The 20,842-nt window shown below is 62.5% G+C and carries 23 protein-coding genes; 21 read left to right on the top strand and 2 right to left on the bottom strand.

Annotated features, from left to right (window positions below):
* Positions 1 to 24: 24 nt before the first annotated feature.
* Entirely contained in the window at positions 25 to 783 is a 759-nt protein-coding gene (locus tag VGM51_16460) for a class I SAM-dependent methyltransferase (GenBank protein ID HEY3414633.1), read from the bottom strand.
* Positions 784 to 919: 136 nt separating this feature from the next.
* Here VGM51_16460 and VGM51_16455 point away from each other — a divergent pair, with 136 nt between their 5' ends.
* The 15 genes from VGM51_16455 (at position 920) to VGM51_16385 (ending at position 13,528) form a co-directional block, all read left to right on the top strand.
* Complete coding sequence (locus VGM51_16455) at positions 920 to 1,480, top strand: HAD family hydrolase (protein HEY3414632.1); 561 nt, start codon at positions 920 to 922, stop codon at positions 1,478 to 1,480.
* 219 nt (positions 1,481 to 1,699) lie between these two features.
* The gene (locus VGM51_16450) at positions 1,700 to 2,428 is read left to right on the top strand and encodes a metallophosphoesterase (GenBank protein ID HEY3414631.1); all 729 of its coding nucleotides are present in this window, start codon (positions 1,700 to 1,702) and stop codon (positions 2,426 to 2,428) included.
* 2 nt (positions 2,429 to 2,430) lie between these two features.
* Positions 2,431 to 4,428 (top strand): hypothetical protein, encoded by a 1,998-nt coding sequence (locus VGM51_16445; protein HEY3414630.1) that lies wholly within the window; start codon positions 2,431 to 2,433, stop codon positions 4,426 to 4,428.
* 13 nt (positions 4,429 to 4,441) lie between these two features.
* A complete protein-coding gene (gene lptC, locus VGM51_16440; protein ID HEY3414629.1) occupies positions 4,442 to 4,969 on the top strand; it encodes an LPS export ABC transporter periplasmic protein LptC in 528 nt (175 codons plus the stop codon).
* A 38-nt stretch (positions 4,970 to 5,007) separates the two neighbouring features.
* Positions 5,008 to 5,610, top strand: coding sequence for an LptA/OstA family protein (locus VGM51_16435; GenBank protein HEY3414628.1), 603 nt, complete (start codon positions 5,008 to 5,010; stop codon positions 5,608 to 5,610).
* A complete protein-coding gene (gene lptB, locus VGM51_16430; protein ID HEY3414627.1) occupies positions 5,610 to 6,329 on the top strand; it encodes an LPS export ABC transporter ATP-binding protein in 720 nt (239 codons plus the stop codon). Before VGM51_16435 ends, lptB begins: the two co-directional genes overlap by 1 nt.
* An 80-nt stretch (positions 6,330 to 6,409) precedes the next feature.
* Positions 6,410 to 7,501 carry an LptF/LptG family permease gene (locus tag VGM51_16425; GenBank protein ID HEY3414626.1) on the top strand — a complete coding sequence of 364 codons (1,092 nt, stop codon included), beginning with the start codon at positions 6,410 to 6,412 and terminating at the stop codon, positions 7,499 to 7,501.
* Positions 7,502 to 7,640: 139 nt separating this feature from the next.
* A complete protein-coding gene (locus VGM51_16420) occupies positions 7,641 to 8,993 on the top strand; it encodes a DUF3084 domain-containing protein (GenBank protein ID HEY3414625.1) in 1,353 nt (450 codons plus the stop codon).
* A gap of 1 nt (position 8,994) precedes the next feature.
* Positions 8,995 to 9,807: a peptidoglycan editing factor PgeF gene (gene pgeF / locus VGM51_16415; GenBank protein HEY3414624.1), complete on the top strand. Its 813-nt coding sequence runs from the start codon at positions 8,995 to 8,997 to the stop codon at positions 9,805 to 9,807.
* Entirely contained in the window at positions 9,794 to 10,225 is a 432-nt protein-coding gene (locus VGM51_16410) for a pre-16S rRNA-processing nuclease YqgF (protein HEY3414623.1), read from the top strand. Before pgeF ends, VGM51_16410 begins: the two co-directional genes overlap by 14 nt.
* Positions 10,226 to 10,322: 97 nt before the next feature.
* Positions 10,323 to 11,000: a YggS family pyridoxal phosphate-dependent enzyme gene (locus VGM51_16405; GenBank protein HEY3414622.1), complete on the top strand. Its 678-nt coding sequence runs from the start codon at positions 10,323 to 10,325 to the stop codon at positions 10,998 to 11,000.
* A gap of 45 nt (positions 11,001 to 11,045) precedes the next feature.
* The gene (locus VGM51_16400; GenBank protein HEY3414621.1) at positions 11,046 to 11,501 is read left to right on the top strand and encodes a cell division protein SepF; all 456 of its coding nucleotides are present in this window, start codon (positions 11,046 to 11,048) and stop codon (positions 11,499 to 11,501) included.
* 9 nt (positions 11,502 to 11,510) lie between these two features.
* On the top strand, positions 11,511 to 11,807 hold the full coding sequence (locus tag VGM51_16395) for a YggT family protein (GenBank protein HEY3414620.1): 297 nt from the start codon (positions 11,511 to 11,513) through the stop codon (positions 11,805 to 11,807).
* A 33-nt stretch (positions 11,808 to 11,840) separates the two neighbouring features.
* The gene (locus tag VGM51_16390) at positions 11,841 to 13,265 is read left to right on the top strand and encodes a CPBP family glutamic-type intramembrane protease (protein ID HEY3414619.1); all 1,425 of its coding nucleotides are present in this window, start codon (positions 11,841 to 11,843) and stop codon (positions 13,263 to 13,265) included.
* Positions 13,262 to 13,528 carry a DUF167 domain-containing protein gene (locus VGM51_16385; GenBank protein ID HEY3414618.1) on the top strand — a complete coding sequence of 89 codons (267 nt, stop codon included), beginning with the start codon at positions 13,262 to 13,264 and terminating at the stop codon, positions 13,526 to 13,528. Before VGM51_16390 ends, VGM51_16385 begins: the two co-directional genes overlap by 4 nt.
* A 183-nt stretch (positions 13,529 to 13,711) precedes the next feature.
* On the opposite strand, the gene VGM51_16380 is transcribed toward VGM51_16385, so the two are convergent.
* A complete protein-coding gene (locus VGM51_16380) occupies positions 13,712 to 13,903 on the bottom strand; it encodes a hypothetical protein (GenBank protein HEY3414617.1) in 192 nt (63 codons plus the stop codon).
* Between the two features lie 318 nt (positions 13,904 to 14,221).
* On the opposite strand from VGM51_16380, the gene VGM51_16375 reads away from it, so the two are divergent.
* From VGM51_16375 to tsaD, 6 genes are all read left to right on the top strand, one after another.
* Positions 14,222 to 14,683 (top strand): hypothetical protein, encoded by a 462-nt coding sequence (locus tag VGM51_16375; GenBank protein ID HEY3414616.1) that lies wholly within the window; start codon positions 14,222 to 14,224, stop codon positions 14,681 to 14,683.
* Complete coding sequence (locus VGM51_16370) at positions 14,680 to 17,532, top strand: LamG-like jellyroll fold domain-containing protein (GenBank protein HEY3414615.1); 2,853 nt, start codon at positions 14,680 to 14,682, stop codon at positions 17,530 to 17,532. The genes VGM51_16375 and VGM51_16370 overlap by 4 nt, the downstream gene beginning before the upstream one ends.
* A gap of 297 nt (positions 17,533 to 17,829) precedes the next feature.
* Positions 17,830 to 18,498: a winged helix-turn-helix domain-containing protein gene (locus tag VGM51_16365; protein HEY3414614.1), complete on the top strand. Its 669-nt coding sequence runs from the start codon at positions 17,830 to 17,832 to the stop codon at positions 18,496 to 18,498.
* A gap of 53 nt (positions 18,499 to 18,551) precedes the next feature.
* Complete coding sequence (locus tag VGM51_16360) at positions 18,552 to 19,205, top strand: L-threonylcarbamoyladenylate synthase (protein HEY3414613.1); 654 nt, start codon at positions 18,552 to 18,554, stop codon at positions 19,203 to 19,205.
* A 77-nt stretch (positions 19,206 to 19,282) separates the two neighbouring features.
* Positions 19,283 to 19,774, top strand: coding sequence for a ribosomal protein S18-alanine N-acetyltransferase (gene rimI / locus VGM51_16355; protein ID HEY3414612.1), 492 nt, complete (start codon positions 19,283 to 19,285; stop codon positions 19,772 to 19,774).
* A gap of 64 nt (positions 19,775 to 19,838) precedes the next feature.
* A complete protein-coding gene (gene tsaD, locus VGM51_16350; GenBank protein HEY3414611.1) occupies positions 19,839 to 20,840 on the top strand; it encodes a tRNA (adenosine(37)-N6)-threonylcarbamoyltransferase complex transferase subunit TsaD in 1,002 nt (333 codons plus the stop codon).
* Positions 20,841 to 20,842 lie beyond the last annotated feature (2 nt).

Raw genomic sequence — 20,842 nt, 5'->3', positions numbered from 1 at the left:
CGGAAACCTCTCAGAATTCAGGAGTCAGATTCGGGGCCGCCGGGCCACAATGTGCGCCCGGTCGGTTGAAGCGCGCGGCTTCTTCAGTGTGAACGCCTCAAAGGTGTCGAGGACGTCTAAACCGGCAATCGCCAGCATCTTATGGATCTCGGAAACCGCATACGCTCTCTGAAAGTGGGTCTCCTTCACGGTAACGCGGGTGTCGCCCTGTTTGACATAGAAGGACATATCCACCGTCGTCAGGCGCTCCAGAGGGTTATACTTGCTGATCCAACTGTATTTGGGTTCGCCCCTGGATTTCAGGTTGTTCTGCGTGAACATCTCCATTTCGAGCGCAAAGGGTGTGTTCATGTCGAATATGAACAGGCCGCCGGGCTCCAGCACCGTGAAGACCGCCTTGAACGCGCGCTGCAGATCCGTCGGGTCCGTGACGTAATTGACGGTATCGAAGAGGCTGATGGCCGTATCGAAAGGAGACGGAGTGGAGGAGGAGTTCAGTTCCTCCATGCGGGAAACGAAGAACGACGGGTTGCGTCGGCCGCCGGCCTTTCGCCGGGCCACCTCGATCATCTGCGGCGAAGCGTCGAAACCGACGACCTCGCAGCCACGATCGGCCAGGAGATAAGCGGCGCTGCCGGTGCCGCAGCCGACATCGAGCACTCGATGGACGGTGTGGTGTTCCAACGCTGCGAGTTTGAGCACGTAATCCACCCAATGCTCATACGGTATCTCCGCCATCAGGGAGTCGTACAGCGGCGCCAGGTCTGTGAATTGGGATTGCATCAGTGCATTATAGGGCTGAGGCGGAAGCGATGAATGATGAACGATGAATCCGGAGTCAGCGCGGAGATATCTCAAGTCTTGTAGCATAAATCCCGGATCTCAGCCCTCTTCGCGGGCTTTGCTATGCTAAGAGCGTATGCAAACTTCCGATGACGTTCTGGCGCGGGCGCGCCGGATCAAAATGGTAGCGATGGACGTGGATGGCGTTTTGACGGACGGCGCCCTCGTGCTTGGCGACGGCGGAGAGTCGAAGGTGTTCCACGCGCGGGATGGCCTGGGCGTGAGTGTGGCTCGCCGCGCCGGGCTGAGTTTCGCGATTGTGACGGGACGCGATTCGGTGGCGGTGCGCACTCGCGCCGAGGAATTACGGATCGAGGTTCTGTTGCAGGGTTGCCGCAACAAGGGCGATGCGCTGCGGCGGATTGCGGCGGATCACGGCTTGGACGTCGATGAGATCGCGTTTGTGGGGGACGATTGGAACGACCTTCCGGCGCTCCGCATCGCGGGTCTGACGGCGGCCCCCGCGGACGCCCCGTTCGACATCCGTCGGCGATGCGATTTCGTGGCGTCGATGAAGGGTGGGCACGGCGCGGTGCGGGAGTTCCTGGAGTGGCTTCTGGACGCGCAGGGCGGCTGGGCCAATGCGGCGGAACGCTGGGTGGAGACGCTGGAGGCCAATGGCGAAGCCCGGCAGTGATTGCGGCAGCGGACGGGCAATGCAAAATGAAAATTGCCAAATGCAAATATCAAAATGCCCGCAACCTGATTCCGGCGACTTCAGACCGCAGCGAACGTATTCGCGGCCACAATGAGCACAAAGTCCGCCTTTACGGACTGTGAATTCGGAGCGCGCTTCAAATCGGCCTGGATGCCGAATGCCGAATGCTGGATGCTGACTCCCGACTCCTGACTCCTGATGCTGACGATAATCCATACGGGCGATTTCCACAACCGGCTCGGGGATGGCGAGGCGGGGCGCCTGGCTGCTCTGCGCGACGGCAGTGGGCCGTGCCTGTTGCTTGATGCGGGCGATGCCGTCGGCGCGGGCAACCTGGGATTCCGGCCGGCCGGGGAGCCGATACTGGAGCGCATGAGCTCTCTTGGTTACGCCGCGATGGCCCTGGGAAACCGGGAAGCCCACCTCTGGCGCAGCATCGTGGAGATGAAGATCAAATCGGCCGGTTACCCTGTACTGAGCGCCAACATCACGGCGGGTCAACCTATCTCCGGGGTGGAGCCGTTTGTCGAGCTCGATGTTGCCGGCATCCGGGTCGGGGTTGTGGGTGTGACCGTTCCGATGATCACCAAAGCGATGTGGACACACCACCTTTGCGACCTGTTGTTTACGAACCCTCTCGAAGCCGCTCGAGACGCCGCGGCGGAGCTCCGGCCGCGCGTTGACCTTCTCGTCTGCCTGTCACACGTAGGCATCAAAGACGATCGCCGGATCGCCGAGGAAGGCCTGTACGACATCGTGCTGGGCGGCCACTCCCACACAGTAATGCCGGAACCGGAACGCATCGGCGGGACCTGGCTCTGCCACACAGGCAGTCATGCGCGCTATGCGGGCGTGTGGACGGTGGAGCGGGGTAGCAACGGCTGGAAAGTGATCGGCCAGTTACACTCGCTGCGGGAGGAGGCGTGACCATGCCGGAAGCGATCTTGAGTTTCGGTCTCCTCTTCGTCGTCGTGCTTTCCGGGTTTTGGGTCGGCGGCATCCTCCTGACACGCAGGGTGCCGGCCCTGCGTCCGGAGGGGTTAGCTTATGTCGTTATCACAACGGCATTGGGCTTGGGGTTGCTCGGCTATGGGATTGGGCTCATGGGGTGGGCGTATCGCTTTTCGCCCGGAAAGGACCTGCTATGGGTGCTGATTCTGGGCCTGCTCGCATCTCCGATCAGGCAACTCCCGCATCCACTACTGGAGAGACTGCCGAGACTGTTGGCGTCGTCGAAGGCCTGGCGACCGGACGCGCTCACGGGTGCGCTAACTTTCGTCACCGCACTCTTCGCCCTCTTGACGTTGACGGGGGCTCTCGCGCCCCCGACCTCCAACGAATGGGACACGCTGGCCTACCATTTCGCGGTTCCCAAAGTGTGGCTCCACGACGGCCGGATTCATATGTTGCCGTACGACAACCACGCGGGCTTCCCGATGCTGACCGAGATGCTGTACTCCGTTGGCTTGTCGGTGGGGAATCTCGGAGCGGCGAAACTCGTCCACTGGTTCTACGGCATGCTTTGCGCGCTGACCTGCTACTGGGCCGCGCGGCGCTGGGTGAGCCGCAAGGCGGGGCTGCTGGCGGCGGCGTTATTCCTGGCCGTCCCGGCGGTCGGCTGGGAAGCGACGACGGCCTATATCGACCTGGCGGCGGCGCTTTATGTGAGCCTCGGCGTCTTCGCGTTCGCGCGATGGATTGAGAGTCAGGGAGCGGGAGACGGGGGGAGGGAGAGAGGGGGCGAATCCGCCTCCCCCTCACCCCCTCACCCCCTGACCCCCTCCTCGGGCTGGCTGGTGCTGGCGGGCATATGCGGCGGCCTGGCTTGCGGCGTAAAGATGACGATGATTGCCACCTCCGGGCTTCTGGTGCTGTGGGCTGCCGGGCTGGCGCTCAAACGTCGCGCGGCGTGGAAGCAGGTGGGGCTGCTCACGGGGCTGATGCTCGCCATCGGCGCGCCATGGTACATCAAGACGTGGATCTGGACCGGAAACCCTTTCTACCCGTTCGCGTACAGTCTCTTTGGAGGGCGGTGGTGGGGCGCGGCGCAGGCGGCGCAGTACGCGGCGGAGCAGGGGCGTTTCGGCATCGGCAAGACCCTGTATGCGCTGTGGGTGGCGCCCTGGAGCACGGCGTTTCAGTCGCAGTATTACGCAAACCCGCCGGCGGCGTTCCGGGGAGCGCTGGAAACGGCGTCCGGAAACAACGTCTTCGCGGCGGTCTTCGGAACGTTGGGTATCGGGGTGATCGGCTTCCTGCCGTTATGGTTATTGGCGCGTCCAAAGGGCACGTCAAGCCGTGCGCCGGGATGGTTCGCGGCCTACGGTGGCGCGTTTGTTCTGGTATGGTTCGCGCTGACGCACCAGACGCGGTATCTGATCCCAATCCTCCCGATTCTGTTGATCCCGGCGGTGGCGGGGGCGCGCGCATTCTGGCACGAGGGTCGGCTGTGGCGGGCCGGGATTGGAGCGTTCTGTGCGCTGGCCATTCTCTGGGGGCTCGCTCCTCTGAATGCGCTGGTCGAGCCATGCTGGGCGGTTGCGTGGGGCGGTGAATCACAGGACGCGTATCTATCACGGACCGAACCGACCTACAATGTATGCAAGGCCGTCAACGCGCAATTGCCCGCGAACACCAGGTTGTTGCTGCTGAACGAAGTGCGTGGATTCTATCTGGACCGCCCATACGAGTGGGGAGATGGCGCACAGAGCACAGTCATCCCCTGGGAAACGCTGCGGTCCGCCGAGGATATGAACCGGGTTTTGAAGGAGCAGGGGGTCACGCACGTTCTAATCAACTGGGGCCCCGCGCCGTCGCCGAACGAACGATGGCCGGATCTGGCGAAGCAGGCAATCGACTCCGGCGCATGGCGGGAAACGATCCGGGAAAAGGGGTTCGCGGTGTATGCGGTTGGGCCATCACAATAACCGGGGTTGGGCGATGCGGATCGCTTTGGCGAGCTGTGCCGGCATGTGCGGGTGCGGCGGGCCGAAGACCGCCCCAAGACCAACCCTCAAGCCTGAGGTCCTGCCAACGGTCACCGGACTGGCGAAAGGCCTGGAACTGATCGGCAGCGACGCAAAGGGGCGCAAACTCTACTCCATCCGAACGCTGAAATCGACCCAAAGCGCCGCAACGGCAGACGCGACCCTAACGCACACGCGCGTGACGCTCTATCATGAGGGGACGCCCGACGTGGTGATCGAGGCGCCGAATGCCCGCGTGGATGTGAAAGCGAAAGATTTGATCATGTGGGGCGGACTGACCGCCCGCGCCGTACGGACGAAGGCTTCGTTTCGCGTGGACCGTATGACATGGAACGCCGGCACCAAGGCGTTTAAGGGGACCGGATCGGTGCGGTATGAGCGCAAACCGGTGTACATGACGTCCGACCGCGTGACGGGCAAGACCCCGTTAACAAAGGTTAACCTGGACGGCAACGTGCATTTGGCCGTTAAGCCCGAATGAACCAGGGCGGACACGCAGGGTATGGAGTGGCACGAAAGATGACGAAAAAGACAATTGCCGGCCGGCTGGTCGCTTCGATGCTCGTGTTCGGCGCCTGCGGCGCGGTGAGCGTATACGGGGCAAAGCAGGCCAAAGCCCAGGGCATGCACCTCGGATCGGCCACCGCTCTGGCGGACCATTCCGAAGTTGACATCAGCGGGAAGAGCATCCTCCTGTCCGGCGGTGTGAACGTTGTGACACCGGATGGACAGAAGATATCGTCCGATACGATGCGCTTGACGATGGGCCCCAACCCGGCGACGGGGAAAGATGATCTGTCGTCTGCCGTAGCCGAGGGGCACGTGGTGTTTATCGCCAAACAGGCCATCAGCGCGACGAATGCCCCGGCGCAAAAACGCACGATCCAGGGCTCTTCGGACAAGATCACGTGGGACCGCTACGAGGGCAAGGCGGTGCTGACCGGACATGTGACCGTGTCGTCCGATGATCCTGTCCGGAAAATGACGTGGCGCGACGCGGGATCGGCGACCATCGATCTGTTGGCCGGGAAGATTGTGGCGGATCGGGCCCCAAATGGCCCGCAGATGACGATTGAGGCAAGCTCCAAGGCCGCGCCCGCTGCGAAGAAGACAACGAAGTAGTGGAGATAACCACCGACAACCTGGTGAAGGCGTATCACGGCCGCAACGTTGTGGATGGCGTTTCCTTCCACGTGAAGCAGGGCGAGGTAGTGGGTTTGCTCGGGCCGAACGGCGCCGGCAAGACGACGTCGTTCTATATGGTCGTGGGGCTCGTGAAGCCGCAGACCGGCACGGTGATGCTGGACGATATGGAGATCACGCGACTGCCCATGTACAGGCGAGCGCGGATGGGGATCGGCTACCTGGCACAGGAACCAAGCGTGTTCCGCAAGTTGACTGTGGAGCAGAACATCAATCTTGTTCTGGAAATGATGCCGCTGACGGCCGCCGTTCGGCGGAAGCGGCTTGTGGATCTGATGGAGGAGTTCGAGATAGCCACGAAGGCGCATCAGTCCGCCCAGTCGCTTTCCGGAGGGGAGCGGCGGCGACTGGAAATCGCGCGCTCACTGGCGACGGACCCGAAGTTCATCCTGCTGGATGAGCCGTTCACGGGCGTCGACCCGCTTGCCATTCAAAGCATTCAAGAACACGTGCGCACGCTGAAGGACCGCGGCATCGGCGTCCTGATAACGGATCACAACGTCCGCGAGACGCTGGCGATCACGGACCGCAGCTATATCATGTCGACCGGCAAGATCGTGACCTCCGGGTCGTCGGACGATCTGGTCAACGACCCCATCGCCAGGAAGTTCTACCTTGGAGACCAGTTTGAAATGTGATGAGTAGGGCTGAGGTGCAAGGGCTGTGGGCTGAGGGATCGGCCGATGAATAGCCCGGCCCTCAGCCCTCAGCCCTGCCAATGAAACTCGCATACCGCTACATATTCCGGGAACTGCTGGGGCCGATGGTCTTCGGGGTCGCGGCGTTCGTCACCATCCTGGTGGCCGGGCGGCCGCTTCAGGACATCATGAAGCTGGCGTTCCAGGGCGTGGAGCCTGCGCTGCTGGTGAGGCTGTTCCTCCTCCTGCTTCCGCCGATCGTCGTGATGACGCTCCCGATGAGCATGCTGCTCGCGACTCTCATGGGGTTCGGCCGGCTCAGCGGGGACAGTGAAACCGTGGCGATGTATGCAGGCGGCGTGAGCCTGTACCGCCTCGCGATACCCGTGGTGGTTCTCGCGCTGGCAGTCATGGCGCTGACCATCGCGGTGAACGAGAAGGTTGCCCCATGGTCGATCGATCAGTCGGACAGGCTGCGGGACCAGATCGAAGGGCAGGTGAGCCAGCAGACTCACGTAGCGCTGAAATTGCCGCAGTATGCCGGCAATCAGGTTTCTGGCATGGTGCTGGCGGACGTTTTCACTCCGCGAACCGGCATTCTGGAAAACGTGACGGCCCATGAGTATCGCAATGGAGTGCCCACACGCGTTCTCTGGGCGAAAAAGGCCGTTCACAAGACGGACAACCACTGGAAGTTGATCGACGGATGGTATCAGAACGTCGGTCCGAATGCGAAAGGCTCACCGCTGGCCGAATTCGCCGAGTGGGACCTCACGATTCAGCAGTCGGCCGCCGAGATTGAAGCGGAAGGCAAAAAGCCCGCCGAAATGAGCATGGCACAGCTGATCAGAAAGATCGCCAGCCTGAATCGGGACGGCCGGGGGGCGGAGACGCCGGAATACGAAGTCGCGTGGTGGAACAGGCTTGCGATGCCGTTTGCCAGCGTGGTTTTCGCGCTGGTTGGCTTGCCGCTGGGACTGCGGCCGCATCGTACGAGCGGCGGGCTGGGACTGGGCCTCAGCATCGTGATCATTTTCCTGTACTGGGTGGTGTGGTATTACACCGGAAACCTGGGGGCAAAGGGTGTGGTGCCACCGTTCGTTGCCAGCTGGTTTGCGAATTTCCTGGGCATTGGAATCGGCACGGCGCTGCTTGTGAGGGCGCCGAAGTGAGAGGTTAGCACCGGGTTCCCGGTATCGAGTTTCGACCTGGCAAAGGCTAGGAACTCGAAACCCGGAACTCGAAACCCGAAACCCGGAACTCGGAACTCGAAACCCGGAACTCGAAACCCGGAACTCGGAACACGCAACTATGACACGACTTGCGATTATCTGCATAACCTGGATGTTCATCTCGGCGGTTACGGCTTACTACGCCGACATCTGGGGCCGGCGGCTCGGCAAAAAGCGCAAGACGATCGGGCGTCTCCGCCCTAAGCACACGGCCATTGTCATCATCACATCGGCCGGCGCGGTAATCGCGTTGTTGTCGTTCGTCATTCTGCTGACTGCCGACGCCGGCATCCGGCGCGCGCTGCTGAACTGGGACCAGACGGTTGCGGAGAAGCGCGCCCTGGAGACCCAGCTTGCGCAGCAGAAGACCGACCTGGAAGCGCAAATTGCGGCGAAGCAGGACCAGGTAAACAGGAATACGGCCCTCATCGCATCCGCCGAAGGCAGAGTGAAGGAAGCAACACGACGCCTTGCCTCAGTGCAAAAGGACCTCGCTGCAACTCAGGCCGAACGCACCGCGGCGCAAAAGCAGCTCGCAGACTCGAAAACGCAGTTGGCCAGCGTCCAGGCTTCACTGAAACAGATTGCCACGGAACTGGCCACGACCAGCAATCGCCTGAAGCAGACAAGAGTGACCCTGAGGGCTCAGCAGGAACAGCTCAAGAACGGTTACAGAGTCTTGAGCCGAATGTACCAGGCCGGAGAGCAGGCGAACGCCGCCGTTGCACGCACCCTTCAAGGGGAAGTGGCGGCCCGCAAGGGGGATGAACTGGGCCGAATCGTGGTTCCGCGCGGGGTTAGCTTGACCCAGGCGCGGGAGGCGCTCCGGCGCTTGTTGAACGATGCGGGCCGCCTGGTGCAGCAGCGCGCCAAGTCTTCGAAGTATGAAGGCAACCCGTTTGTGGCGGTTCGCCCCAAGATGGTATACCAGGCCGTGAACGGGCGTCCGAAGCAGGTGTGGCTCAGCGGCCAGAAGAGTATGGACCTCGCAGCGGCGGGCCTCGCGGGCGCCAACGTGCCCCCCGGCGGGACGGTGGTCCGGGTTGTGGCGAAGGCCAACGCGATGGGCGGCGATACGGTCCCGGTCGACTTCGAGCTGTTTGAAAACCACGTCATCTTCGACAGGAACCAGGTGATAGGCTCCCTGGAGATCAAAGCGTCCGACGGCAAGCCCGCCGTGATGAATGCGCTCACCGGCGCGCTCAAAGACGTTCGGGCGAAGGCGCTTGAAAGCGGTCTCATCCCGGCCGCGGACGGGTCCGTCGGCTCGCTGCCCGCCTATCAGCTTCCGGACGTGTTCAGCGAGATCATGCGTGCGCGCCGCGAGGGGCAGCAATTGATCGCGGTACGAGTCATGGCCGCCAAGGAGACCTGGACATCGGACGAACTGGAGCTCAAGTTCGAGGTGCAGCGTTACACGAGAGGCGGGTAGCGTGGCCCTGGAACTGTCATTTGGTTGCGCTGTGCAGGAGAAGGCGGGTGTCTCGCTCCTGCAGTGGGCATCCTGGCTGCGGGAGGGCGTTCCCCACGGCATCACGACGCGCGATGGCGGTGTCTCGCGCGCTCCGTACAACAGTCTCAACCTCGGCGACAACGTCGGCGACGTTCCGGGTGCGGTGATTGCCAATCGCGCGAAGTTGGGCGCGGCATTGGGCGACATGAGCCGGCCCCGCGTTTTCCCAAAGCAGGTTCACGGGGCCACGGTTGTCACCGTGCGGGACCTCCCAGGCCGGGGAGACCCGCCGCCGGAAGCCGATGCCCTCATCACCGACCGCACCGATATCTTCATCGCCGTAACCGTGGCGGATTGCGTGCCGGTTCTATTCCTGGATCCTGTTCGGCGGGCGGTTGGAGTGGCGCACGGGGGGTGGCGCGGCCTCGCAGCAGGCGTACTAAGAAACACTGTTGAGGCCATGCGACGCGAATACGGCACCGACCCGGCGACACTACAGGCAGCGATCGGACCGCACATCGGAGTCTGCTGTTACGAAGTTGGCGCGGATGTTGCGGCTGGATTTGCATCGATTCCACGGGCGATCCGCGAGGATAAGGAGGGCCGGCGCTACCTGAATCTCGCACGGGTCGCGCGCGCCGACCTGTCGTCGGCGGGACTGGACCCCGAATACGTAAGCATCTCGGCGCCGTGTACAAGCTGTTTCGTTGATGCGTATTTCTCCCTTAGGGCCGAAGGCGTCACGGGGCGCTTCGCGGCCATAGTAGGACTGGCGGACCGTGAAAATGAATGATGGGTGTGTTGTCGCGGTGGATCCGGGCCTCAGCAAATGCGGTGTCGCGACCGTCTGCGAGTCCGGCGCCGTGCTGGACCAATGCATCGTACCGCGCTGCGATCTCGTAGCGTCCGTTCTGAACACCGTGGCGCGCCATTGCCCGGTCGCCGTGGTGATCGGGGATCGAACGGGCTCGCGTGACGCCCGCCTGGAACTGGAGAAGGCGCTCCAACACCTACTGGTGCTCGTGGAAGAACACGAGACCACGATGCTTTCTCGGGCGCGCTATTATCGAGACCACCCGCGTCGAGGGCTGGCAAGATTCCTGCCCGAGGGATTGTTCACCCCGCCAAGGGCGCTGGATGACTACGCGGCGGTTATTCTGGGCGAACGGTATTGGGCCGGAAAACGGACAGGAACCCAGGGAACGGGGTGACTGGGAAACGACGAAATGAGGAAATGAGGAAACTCACGGGGCCGGTCATTACCTCGTTACCCCGCTTCCTCATTTCCTTTTCTGTGGGGAGCCGGGTTTGATTGCCGATAACGTGAAACGAATTCGAGAGCAAATAGCCGCCGCTGCGGAGCGGAGCGGGCGCTCCGCGGATGATGTGACGCTGGTTGCCGTGACAAAACTTCAGCCGGCCGCCGCAGTCCAGGAGGCGTTGGACGCAGGCGTGCGGCATATCGGCGAAAACTACGTACCCGAAGCGGAGGGCAAATTCCCTCATATCCAGTGGCCGGACGGCGTGACGCGCCACCTGATCGGCCATTTGCAGGGAAACAAGGCGGCTAGGGCGATAGGGACGTTCGACCTTATCCAGAGCGTGGACAGCCTGAGACTGGCCAGAAAACTGAATACGGTGGCCAGCGACCGGGGAATCATAGTGCCGGTCCTGGTGGAAGTGAAACTCTGCGACGAAGAAGAGAAGACAGGTTTTAACCCGGATGGGGTTCAGGAGGCCGTTGGCGAGATCGGTGAGATGGCGCATTTGAGCGTGCGTGGGCTAATGGGAATGGCGCCATTTACATCTGATGAAAAAGCTGTGCGAGATTCATTTGCAAACCTGAGGAAACACATTCTAACACTACATAATGACAGTGTCAGGACCCTCAGCATGGGGATGACAAATGACTTCGCGGTAGCCATCGAAGAAGGCTCGACGATGGTTAGAATCGGCACCGCGATTTTCGGCTCGCGGTATACATAAATCTCGCAGAAGGGACCGGCCTCCACGGCCGGGGAAACGGCAATCATGGATCGAACGGAAATGCTTGAGGAAGAGGAATACGAGCGCCGCGGCTGGATTGAAAAATTCAAGAGCATGTTCTCTCACGACGAGTTTGAGGACGAGGAAGAGGCGGATGCCGGAGTGGCGACGCGCACCGCGCCGCGACAGGCGCCCGTGCTGCGCATGGATCACGGTCGCGCCAATGCCATTTACACCCGGCTTTCGTTCCGCTCAATGCAGGATGCGCAGGCGGCAGCCGACCGATTGAAGGAACGCCGCGCCGTTGTGGTGAACTTCGAGCGGACCGACGAGGACGTTGCCCGTCGGGGCATCGATTTTATCAGTGGAGTCACTTACGCTCTCGACGGGTTCTATGAGAAGGTGGGCGAGAAGGTCTTCCTGTTTACGCCGGCCAATACCGCCATTGTGGTAGATGATTCAGAGCCTGCGTCGGCCTACGGGGCATACGAAGGCCGATAGGGAGGGTTGATGCATCCTGTTGCGTTTGTACTGGGTTGGGCGCTTGGGGCCCTGCAACTCATCCTGTTTGTGTACATTATCTTGAGTTGGCTGCGCTTCTGGCAGCAATCGTCCAGATCGGCGCCGCGATTCGACCTCGACAACCCGGTGGTGCGATGGATTGAGAGCGTAGCCTACACCATCCTTCATCCCATCCGCGGGGTGATCGACCCATATCAACGGAATACCGGTATCGATTTTTCCGCCATCATCGCCTTCCTCATCCTGGGGCTGGTGCAGGGGTGGGTTCAGAGACTGCCGTTCTGATCGCGCGCGGCGCGATCACACAATCTCATTACGATGACCGCTGAGCAGCCGCCGGAACCCGTGGTATTCGCAGCGCCGTCCGATCCCCATCGGGGAAGGACGGCGCTGGCGTTCGTTTTGGCCGCCATCTTCCTCATAGGCGGTGCGCTTGCCTACCGCTCGGTTGGGCAAAGCAGCAACAAAAGCGACAGCGGTCTTTCGTCCGTGTTCAAGGGGGACTTGCTCGCCCGCAGCGCGCTGGGGGTCCCGACTGTGAGCCGACCGGGAAAGGGATCGCAGTGGCGCGAGGCCGAAGCGTGTTACCGCGCCGCGGTAAAGAGCAGTCCCCGAATGGCCCGGGCGCGGCGCAGCCTGGCGGCGGTTGCATGGCTGCGCGGAGACCGCAAGCGTGCCGCGGAAGTGATGCAGGCGCCCGTTGACATCCCGCCGGGCAGGCGCGATGTATGGCTCGCCACCCAGGCCGCCTACGGGGCGATCCCGCGGCCGGCCGATGCGAAGACCTTGATCCAGTTCAAATCGGCGTTACGGTCCAAAGACCTGGGATGGTCCCGATTCGTCGCGTTGCAGGCGCTGGCGTCCACCGCGGCCGAATCGCAGCGCGTCGGCAGAGAAATGCAAGAGTCTTCGCGGCCGATGCGAACGACCTACCTCGTCCTCGGGTTGATGGCGCTGCTGGGCTTCATGGTGGGGCTGGTCTTCCTGGGCTTCTTTATCGCCCAGCCCCAGTGCGATCGCCTTCCGAGGCTGAATGTGCCGGCATGGTCCTTCGGCGCCGCGTTCCTTCTCGGCATCGCCGCTCAGAACGCGGTGGGATATCCGATGCGGTCCTTGATGGGCAAGCACCTCGATTCCGGCGGGGAAGGCGCTGCCTTCGCGGCGCTGCTGGCCGTCTACACGCTTGGGGCAGCGGTGGCAGCCGGCCTCGCCCACTTGACCCTTAAGCGGAATGGATCGGCGCTGAGCGCGCTCGGCTGGGCGCCCCGCGGAGCGGTTGGCCATGCGATCAGCGGCTACCTGGCCCTCCTGCCCGTTCTGGCTCTTGCCGGAGTCGTTTCAACACAGGGCGCACGACTATTCCCGAACGTCGAAACGCCGATGAACTCAGCGGAGTGGATGGCCGCCGGCGCGCACGGTTGGAGCCTGGTCCCGCTTTTCCTGACGGTTTGCGTTGTAGGACCGTGGGTTGAGGAACTCCTTTTCCGCGGGCTGCTGTTCCGGGCGCTTCAATCATCGTTCGGATTCTGGGGCGGCGCCATCTTGAGTTCGGCGGCATTCGCGGCGCTCCATCCCCAGCTCCCCCTCGGGTTTCTGCCGATCTGGTGCATCGGAATCGGCCTCTGCGTGCTGTACCGCCGCTCCGGCTCGCTGACTGCGTGCTGGATCCTCCACGGCATCAACAACACGGTCGCGCTGGTCTTCTCGGTCGCCACTTTCGGCCACCTGGGTCCGCTGTGGTGAGCCCTCGCCTGAAAGTGAGGCTTCAGCCGCGCGCCTCGAAGAACGAGGTGCTGGGATGGCAGGATGGCGCGCTCCGCGTGCGCCTGACAGCCCCGCCGGTTGAGGGCGCCGCCAACAAGGCACTGATCGATTTCATCTCCGAAACGCTGGGCGTGAAACGCGCGGAAGTGCACTTGGTCAGCGGCCAGAAGAGCCGGGACAAGGTGCTGGAGATCGAGGGCCTGAGCGGGGAAGACCTGCTGCGAAGGACAGGTGCCGCCTGATAAAAAGGGCGCTCGATGTTCGGTTCATTCGAGGCGTCGCGCCGTCAGTCAGGACCTAGAGAGCGCCTGAGTGTTTTCGCGGGAGTTGGCCCCGGAGATCAAGGAATCGCAAAAAAACGGGAGCGGGGGATTCCTCCCTCGCTCCCGATGGCCCAGTGGATGTGGCTGTGCGGAGTAGACTGTTCAGGCGGCTTCGGCGAGGTCATCCATCTTGTGCGCCAGATCCGTGAGGGGCGCCAGGATGCTCCGGTCTTTCGGCACGTTTACCGGTGTTGCGGAGGCGTTTGAGCAACGGTTGCACCGCACCGTAACGCGCGAATCCTCAAGCCATTGGGGCCAGTTGCCAACGATTTTGCCGCAGTCAATGCACTTCATCTGTGTGATCCCTCATTGAGATCGGCGCTTCCGCGCCCGTCTTCGCGCTGCCACGCACCTTCAGAAGGTGTATCGTCCGAAAGCCCCGGCGCCTGAACAAATTGTTGTGAGGCCGGGGCGCTGGATTCCGTTCTCCCCGCAATCCAGCGCCCCGAAAAAAACATAACGAAGGGCGAACCTTCTTGAAAACTCCAGTGTTGAATCGGCGTCACGCGGCGAATCGCCGGCGCAATGGACCATTGTCTCCTTCGATAGTCTCTGTGGTGCTCCACCCCCGGCGCTGTTTGCGTCGCGTCAGATCACACAAAGGAGACGAAGATGAACGTTTTGCAGTTCCAACGCTTCGGCGCGTTGTGCCTCATATTCACGACGACTGCTTTCGCACCAGTGACGGCCGGCGATACCAAGCCCAAAACGGCTTCCGCCCCCGTCCCCTACACTTCAACCGGCATGCCGGGTATTTCTGTCCGATTCGTACCATCCGCACCGAGTGCCGGAGCGGCCCGCCAGATATACCTGAAGCCCGGTGGGTCCATTTCCTCGGCGCTACCGTCGACGCGCACCAAGTCCGTAGACCAGAAGTACACGCAGTCATTCCCCGGCCCGTTCAACACGACCATCCTCATGGTCGATCCGGCCCTGGTCGTTTATGAGACCGCGCGCGTCTCTCCGAAGGCCGACGCGAAGAAGGCGGCCGGCAGGTTGTCCACGGGGCATGCCAAAGCCATGGCCTCCCGCACTCATCATTCGATCGCGAAGACCAGGGAGGGCGTGCGATGAGGCAGTTTCAATCGACCACCTTGCGCCTCGTTTCGGCGATGGCCATCCTTTCACTTGCCCAGCTCACCGCCTGGGCCGTACCCTTCGCCGTCACGTATACGAATGCCGCTAACGTGGGGTTTAATGACCCCGTCCTGGGTCCCGCACGACGCGCGGCGTTCCAGGCAGCCCTTCTCAACTGGGGCGGCAAGCTGGAGGGCAACGTGCCCATCACAGTGAACGCCTCAATGGACTCGCTTGGCGGTACGGCCACCTCCGCGATTCTCGGACAGGCGCATACCAACTACGTTGTGCAGCTTAACTCGCCTCCCGCCGGGTACTACTCCGGCACCTGGTACACGGGATCACTCATTTCAGAACTTGTGGGCTCGGACATCGCTCCGGGCACCCCCATGATCATCGCCCAGTTCAACTCCGACGTGGATAACTCGACGGTGCTCGGCTCCGAGAACTGGTACTACGGGACCGACGGAAACGCGGGGTCCAACGTGGACTTCTACGAAGTGGTGCTCCACGAACTATGTCACGGGCTCGGGTTCTTCAGCCAGATTCAGTCGGACGGGAGTTATCAGAATGCCGCGCCGAACAACCTTCCGTCGATCTATGACCAGTTCCTGGCAACGGGGCAAGGGTTGGCGTCGGATCGTCTTGTAGTACTGACCCAGGCGCAGCGCGCCGCAGCCTTGCTTAGTGGATCCCTCTACTTCGACGGCAATAACGCGCGGGCGGCCAATGGCGGGCCGAACGCCCGCATCTACGCGCCAACCACTTACCAGTTAGGCTCCAGCACATCCCATCTCGACCAGGCGACCTACCAGAATGGCCCCAACGCCCTGATGTGCCCGGTCTACAGCATCGACATCCACGAAGCGGGTCCGGTGGGATATGCGGTGCTGAAGGATATGGGCTGGCCCTTCACGACCAACCAGCCGCCGGCAGCCGCCAACAGCTCCGCCAGCGTATTGTACAACACGCCGACGAGCATCACCATGAGCGCATCTGATTCGGAGAACGACCCTCTTACCTACCAGGTCTTAAGCGGGCCGAGCCACGGCGTCCTGTCGGCGGGAACCGGCGCTCAGCGCACCTACACGCCGGCAGCCGGCTACACCGGCACGGACTCATTCACGTTCAGGGTCAACGACGGGCACTGGGACAGCAACGTTGCCACGGTTTCTATCGCAGTGCTTCCGCCGGCGCCCGTCATCACGAGTTTCACTCCGACCAGCGGCCCCGTGGGCACCGCCGTTACGATCACAGGGCAGAACTTCGGCAGTCTGATCGCGTTCGTGAATTTCAACGGAGTACAGGCGCTGGTGACGCAGTTGAGCGACCCGCAGATCACCTGCACGGTGCCGGCCGGGGCGACGACCGGCAAGATCACCGTCACCGCATCGGGAGGCAGCACCACTTCGGCCAATGACTTCATCGTGTCTGGTCCGGCAACGGGCTCAACCACGTACGCTACGAGCGTAACAGACACCAGCGCCACGCTCCACGCGAACATAAACCCATCGAGCCAGAGCACCACTGTCCACTTCGAGTGGGGGCCGACCACGTCGTACGGCACTCTCGGTACGGACGTGAGCATCGGCAGCGGCAGCGCGGCCGTGGACGCGTCCCTCCCCATCGCCAGCCTGGTGCCGGGGACGGTCTACCATTACCGCGCGTCGGCCACCAATGGCGCCGGGACGGTTACGTTCGGTGACTCGTATTTCGTCACGATGCAACCGGATGGCGGAACGGCGCTGCAATTCGACGGCGGCGCCTCCTACCTCCAGCTGCCCGCCTTCACGGCCAGTGCGCGGCCCGACGAGATCACGGTCGAGTTCTGGCAGAACGTCCCCTCTCTCAGGCAGCAGTTCCAATTCATGATCACGCCGGACGACCAGAGTAACCGCCTCAGCGCCGCGGTCCCATGGGACGACGGCAACGTCTACTGGGACTTCGGCAACCTCAACGCGACTGGCCGCCTCGTCTATACGCCGCCGGCCGATCAGCCGGTGACGGGGCACTGGGAGCACTGGGCATTCGTCAACAGCGCGGCAGGCAACTACATGAAGATCTACCGCAACGGCATCGAGGTCGCCTCAAAGACGGGCTTTGGTATCTTTGTTCCGCCGCTCGTTCCGCAGGACATGATCCTCGGGACCAACTTCGCCGGGCAGCTCGATGAGTTCCGCATCTGGAATCGCGCCAGGACAGCGACCGAGATTTTCCACGACATGTACGTCCGCTCGACCGGAACCGAAACGGGCTTGCTGCGGCTGTTCCATTTCGACGACGGCGCCGGTATCACGGCGGTTGACTCCAGCCCTTCGAACGTGCCGGGCTCCCTCCAGAACAACCCCTTGTGGGTAGCCTCCACGGCGCCGATCGGGTATCCCGTTTGCATAACGCTACCGGCCACAAACGTGGGGATCACAACCGCCACGCTGAACTCCATTGTCAATATCAACGGGCATCCCTCGCTCGTGGGCTTCGACCTGGGCACCACCACCTCCTACGGCCAGCAGATGTTCATCGGCACGCTCGGTACGGCGGGTGACAGCACGCGGTCCATCAACATCGAGAGCCTCACCCCCAACACGACATACCACTACCGCATCGAAGGATCGAACTACGCCGGCGGAATTACCTACGGAGTGGATCAAACGTTCACAACAACTCCCATCTATTCCGTGGCCGACGCCATAGGCGCACTTCAAACGGCGGCCGGACTGCACGCAGCAACCGCGGCCGAAGCGGCCCGATGGGATGTGGTGCAGGACGCGTCCGTCGGCCAGGTGACCCTCGCGGATGCAGCTGAAATCGCCAGAAAGGCAGCGGGACTGGATCCGAATCCGTAGCGGCGTAACCGCGCCGTGACGACAAGATGATGCCGCCCGGGCAGTCCCGGGTGGGCTGAACCGGAAGGGGCCTCCTGCGGTGGGTGCAAATGGAACAGCTCCACCGCATTGGAGGCCTCTTCGCGTGCACGGGATGCGCGTCCGGATTGTGCCCGAAATAACCCTCTCGGGAAGCATTGGACCGCGCGCGAATCCCGCGGCGCGTAGTTCATCGGGAGGTAACTGTCAGGAAATACGAGCGTAACAATGCACTGCTAGGATAGAAGCACTTCGGGAAGGATCACCTTGGTGCAACCAATGCTGATAGGATTCGTGGCTGAACAACCGGATGAGTATATGGCGCTGGCGGATGGCCTGCGCGCTGCAGGTCATGTGCTGAGGCTCTTGCCCGGCGCCATCGACGGTCCACTGGACATAGCGGAAATGCAGGCCGTGATAGTCGCGAGCGCATACTGCCCACCGGAAATTCAACGGTACAGCGAGATGGATCCGCAACGGTGCACGTTGGCGCTTATTACACCCGAAGAACTGGGGTCTCTCGCGGCCGGGAGCCCGTTCACGGACTTCGTGGTTGCTCCGCACCGCGCCGCGGAGGTGGCGGCCCGGTTGGCGCTTCACAGCAACCGCCAGAAAGCCAACGACTCCGAGGTCATCCGCAGCGGCGACCTTGTCATCGACGTCAGCAACTACAGCGTTGAGGCGCATGGCGAGCGCGTTGCGCTCACATTCAAGGAATATGAACTCCTGAAGTTCCTCGTGACCCACTCCGGCCGGGTATTCTCACGCGAGTCACTGCTGGAACAGGTCTGGGGGTACGACTACTGGGGTGGCAGCCGGACAATCGACGTCCATATCCGGCGCATCCGCAGCAAACTCCCGGCCGCGACCGCCAGCCGCATCGAGACGGTCCATCAGGTGGGATATCGATACAGCGTCGCTAAGGGCGAGCAACCGGGCGCATCGTAACGGCCGCGACTTTGGCTTTGCGGCCTATCGAGGGCTTATGATATGCATTGAAGATGCATATATCTGAGTCCAATTCTCCCCGGATGGTGACGGTTGATCCCGCGAGCCCGGACGAGTCCGTACTTCGGGAGGCCGGGCGCATCCTGGCCGGCGGCGGCCTGGTGGTCATCCCCACGGAGACTGTTTACGGCATCGCCGCGTCCGCCCTTTCGTCGTCGGCGGTTTCGAGGCTGCGCGCGGCGAAATCGCGGCCCGAAACGAAGCCGCTGCCGGTGATGGTAAGCGGCGCTTCCGATATGGACGCGCTTGCCGCCGCCGTACCGCCCCTTGCACGGGAACTGGCGCGGCGATTCTGGCCCGGCCCACTGACGCTTGTCTTGGTCGCGGCCAGCGGGGTGGGGGAGTTCGTTCACGCAGGCACCGGCAAAGTCGGGCTTAGAGCGCCCAACGATCGCGTAGCCCAGGGCGTGCTGGCCGAAGCCGGCGTGGCCCTGGTTCTCACAAGCGCCAACCGTTCGGGAGCGGCGCCGGCGACGACCGCCCAGGAGGCCTTTGAAGCCCTGGGGGACCGCGTAGACCTCTATCTGGATGCGGGGCCATGTGCGTTGGGCGAACCATCAACCGTCCTGGACCTGACAACAATACCACCGACTGTCCTTCGTGCAGGCGCGATCAGCGCCGACGACCTTCGAGCTGCGACCATCTGATGACCATGTCCATTTTTGCGAAACCCCCGCCCGTCAGCAGCGAGGATGAGCGCCCGTCCGCCGGGGACGCCCCTCCGATGGCACTTCGCCCGCTGCGCGAGGCAGACATCGATCTTGTGATGAAGATCGAGGAGGTCTGCTTCACCACCAATTGGAGCCGCGAGGCGCTGATGAACGAACTGGGGAACCAGTGCGCCTATTATGCGGTCGGAGTCGCCGAGGGGTGCGTCGTCGGATACGCAGGCGAGTGGATCATCATGGACGAAGCGCACATCACGACCATCGCGGTTGACCCCGCTCACCAAGGCAAGCGCTTTGGGGAACGGCTGCTGATCGCGCTTCTACGGGAAGCCCGGGATCGCGGCGCCCGGAGGGCGACCCTTGAAGTCCGGATGAGCAACAATGTCGCGCTGCGATTGTACGCCAAGTACGGGTTTGAGACGGTGGCGATCCGGCGCAAATACTACCAGGACACCGATGAAGATGCGCTGATCATGTGGTCCAATGACCTTTACGAACCCGGCATCTCCTGGCTTTTGGAACAGGAGTTCACGGTCGAGGGAAAATGAGCGGGCGCGAAAAGCGGGAAACCGGTGAGCTTGAAAGCCGGGAGATGGGGGAGATGGGTACCGGATGCTGATTCTGGGGATTGAAACAAGCTGTGACGAGACTTCGGCCGCCGTGGTTCGCGATGGGCGCGAGGCGCTGAGCAACGTCATCTCGTCGCAGGCCGATCTGCACGCGCTTTACGGCGGCGTGGTTCCGGAAATCGCCAGCCGCCGCCATGTGGAGGTCATCAACCCCGCGCTGGAGCAGGCCCTGGCCATCGCCGGAGTCGGTTGGAGCGATATCGATGCGGTTGCAGTGACCCATCGCCCGGGCCTGGTGGGGGCTTTGCTGGTCGGTGTCGCCGCCGCGAAGAGCATCGCTCTCTGCCGCCACATCCCGCTTGCCGGCGTTCACCACCTTGAAGGCCACATCTACGCCAACTTCCTGGCGCACCCTGACCTGGAGATGCCGCTTCTATGCCTCGTTGTATCGGGCGGGCACACGGATTTCGTCCTCGCGCACGAGTATGGTCGGTACGAAATGCTCGGGCGGACACGCGATGACGCCGCCGGCGAAGCGTTCGACAAAGTGGCGCGTTTGTTGAAACTGCCTTATCCCGGCGGGCCGAACGTCCAGAAACTGGCCGCCGATGGAGACTCGAAGGCGTACCGCCTTCCGCGCGCAGACCTCGACGGCTCACTTGACACCTCGTTCTCCGGGCTGAAGACTGCGGTATTGCGCCTGCTTCAGCAGGAGCCGAACGCTAATCTGGCGGATGTTGCCGCCTCGTTTCAGGCCGCCGTGGTGGACGTTCTGGTGACGAAGACCATTCGCGCCGCAGACCGAACAGGGCTGCGTACCGTCGCAATCGGGGGCGGCGTCGCCGCGAACGGCCCCCTTCGCGCGGGGCTGCTGGAGGCGGGTGAGGAACACGGCATCCGAATTGTCTGGCCACCACCGATCATGTGCACGGACAACGCGGCGATGATCGCCACAGCCGGCTACCACCGCCTGCTGGCACACGGCCCTGATGGACTGGGCTTGGAGACGATGGCAACATGCAGCCTGGCCGACGTTGGAAGATAGCA

Source organism: Armatimonadota bacterium, assembly GCA_036504095.1.
GTDB lineage: Bacteria > Armatimonadota > DTGP01 > JAKQQT01 > JAKQQT01 > DASXUL01.
This window is presented reverse-complemented; position numbering and strand designations above follow the sequence as displayed.

What these genes read in the sequence shown, in the direction of transcription:
- VGM51_16460 (HEY3414633.1), bottom strand. Translation starts at nt 783, where the DNA reads ATGCAATCCCAATTCACAGACCTGGCGCCGCTGTACGACTCCCTGATG.
- VGM51_16455 (HEY3414632.1), top strand. Translation starts at nt 920, where the DNA reads ATGCAAACTTCCGATGACGTTCTGGCGCGGGCGCGCCGGATCAAAATG.
- VGM51_16450 (HEY3414631.1), top strand. Translation starts at nt 1,700, where the DNA reads ATGCTGACGATAATCCATACGGGCGATTTCCACAACCGGCTCGGGGAT.
- VGM51_16445 (HEY3414630.1), top strand. Translation starts at nt 2,431, where the DNA reads ATGCCGGAAGCGATCTTGAGTTTCGGTCTCCTCTTCGTCGTCGTGCTT.
- lptC (HEY3414629.1), top strand. Translation starts at nt 4,442, where the DNA reads ATGCGGATCGCTTTGGCGAGCTGTGCCGGCATGTGCGGGTGCGGCGGG.
- VGM51_16435 (HEY3414628.1), top strand. Translation starts at nt 5,008, where the DNA reads ATGACGAAAAAGACAATTGCCGGCCGGCTGGTCGCTTCGATGCTCGTG.
- VGM51_16425 (HEY3414626.1), top strand. Translation starts at nt 6,410, where the DNA reads ATGAAACTCGCATACCGCTACATATTCCGGGAACTGCTGGGGCCGATG.
- VGM51_16420 (HEY3414625.1), top strand. Translation starts at nt 7,641, where the DNA reads ATGACACGACTTGCGATTATCTGCATAACCTGGATGTTCATCTCGGCG.
- VGM51_16400 (HEY3414621.1), top strand. Translation starts at nt 11,046, where the DNA reads ATGGATCGAACGGAAATGCTTGAGGAAGAGGAATACGAGCGCCGCGGC.
- VGM51_16395 (HEY3414620.1), top strand. Translation starts at nt 11,511, where the DNA reads ATGCATCCTGTTGCGTTTGTACTGGGTTGGGCGCTTGGGGCCCTGCAA.
- VGM51_16390 (HEY3414619.1), top strand. Translation starts at nt 11,841, where the DNA reads ATGACCGCTGAGCAGCCGCCGGAACCCGTGGTATTCGCAGCGCCGTCC.
- VGM51_16380 (HEY3414617.1), bottom strand. Translation starts at nt 13,903, where the DNA reads ATGAAGTGCATTGACTGCGGCAAAATCGTTGGCAACTGGCCCCAATGG.
- VGM51_16375 (HEY3414616.1), top strand. Translation starts at nt 14,222, where the DNA reads ATGAACGTTTTGCAGTTCCAACGCTTCGGCGCGTTGTGCCTCATATTC.
- VGM51_16370 (HEY3414615.1), top strand. Translation starts at nt 14,680, where the DNA reads ATGAGGCAGTTTCAATCGACCACCTTGCGCCTCGTTTCGGCGATGGCC.
- VGM51_16365 (HEY3414614.1), top strand. Translation starts at nt 17,830, where the DNA reads ATGCTGATAGGATTCGTGGCTGAACAACCGGATGAGTATATGGCGCTG.
- VGM51_16360 (HEY3414613.1), top strand. Translation starts at nt 18,552, where the DNA reads ATGCATATATCTGAGTCCAATTCTCCCCGGATGGTGACGGTTGATCCC.
- rimI (HEY3414612.1), top strand. Translation starts at nt 19,283, where the DNA reads ATGGCACTTCGCCCGCTGCGCGAGGCAGACATCGATCTTGTGATGAAG.
- tsaD (HEY3414611.1), top strand. Translation starts at nt 19,839, where the DNA reads ATGCTGATTCTGGGGATTGAAACAAGCTGTGACGAGACTTCGGCCGCC.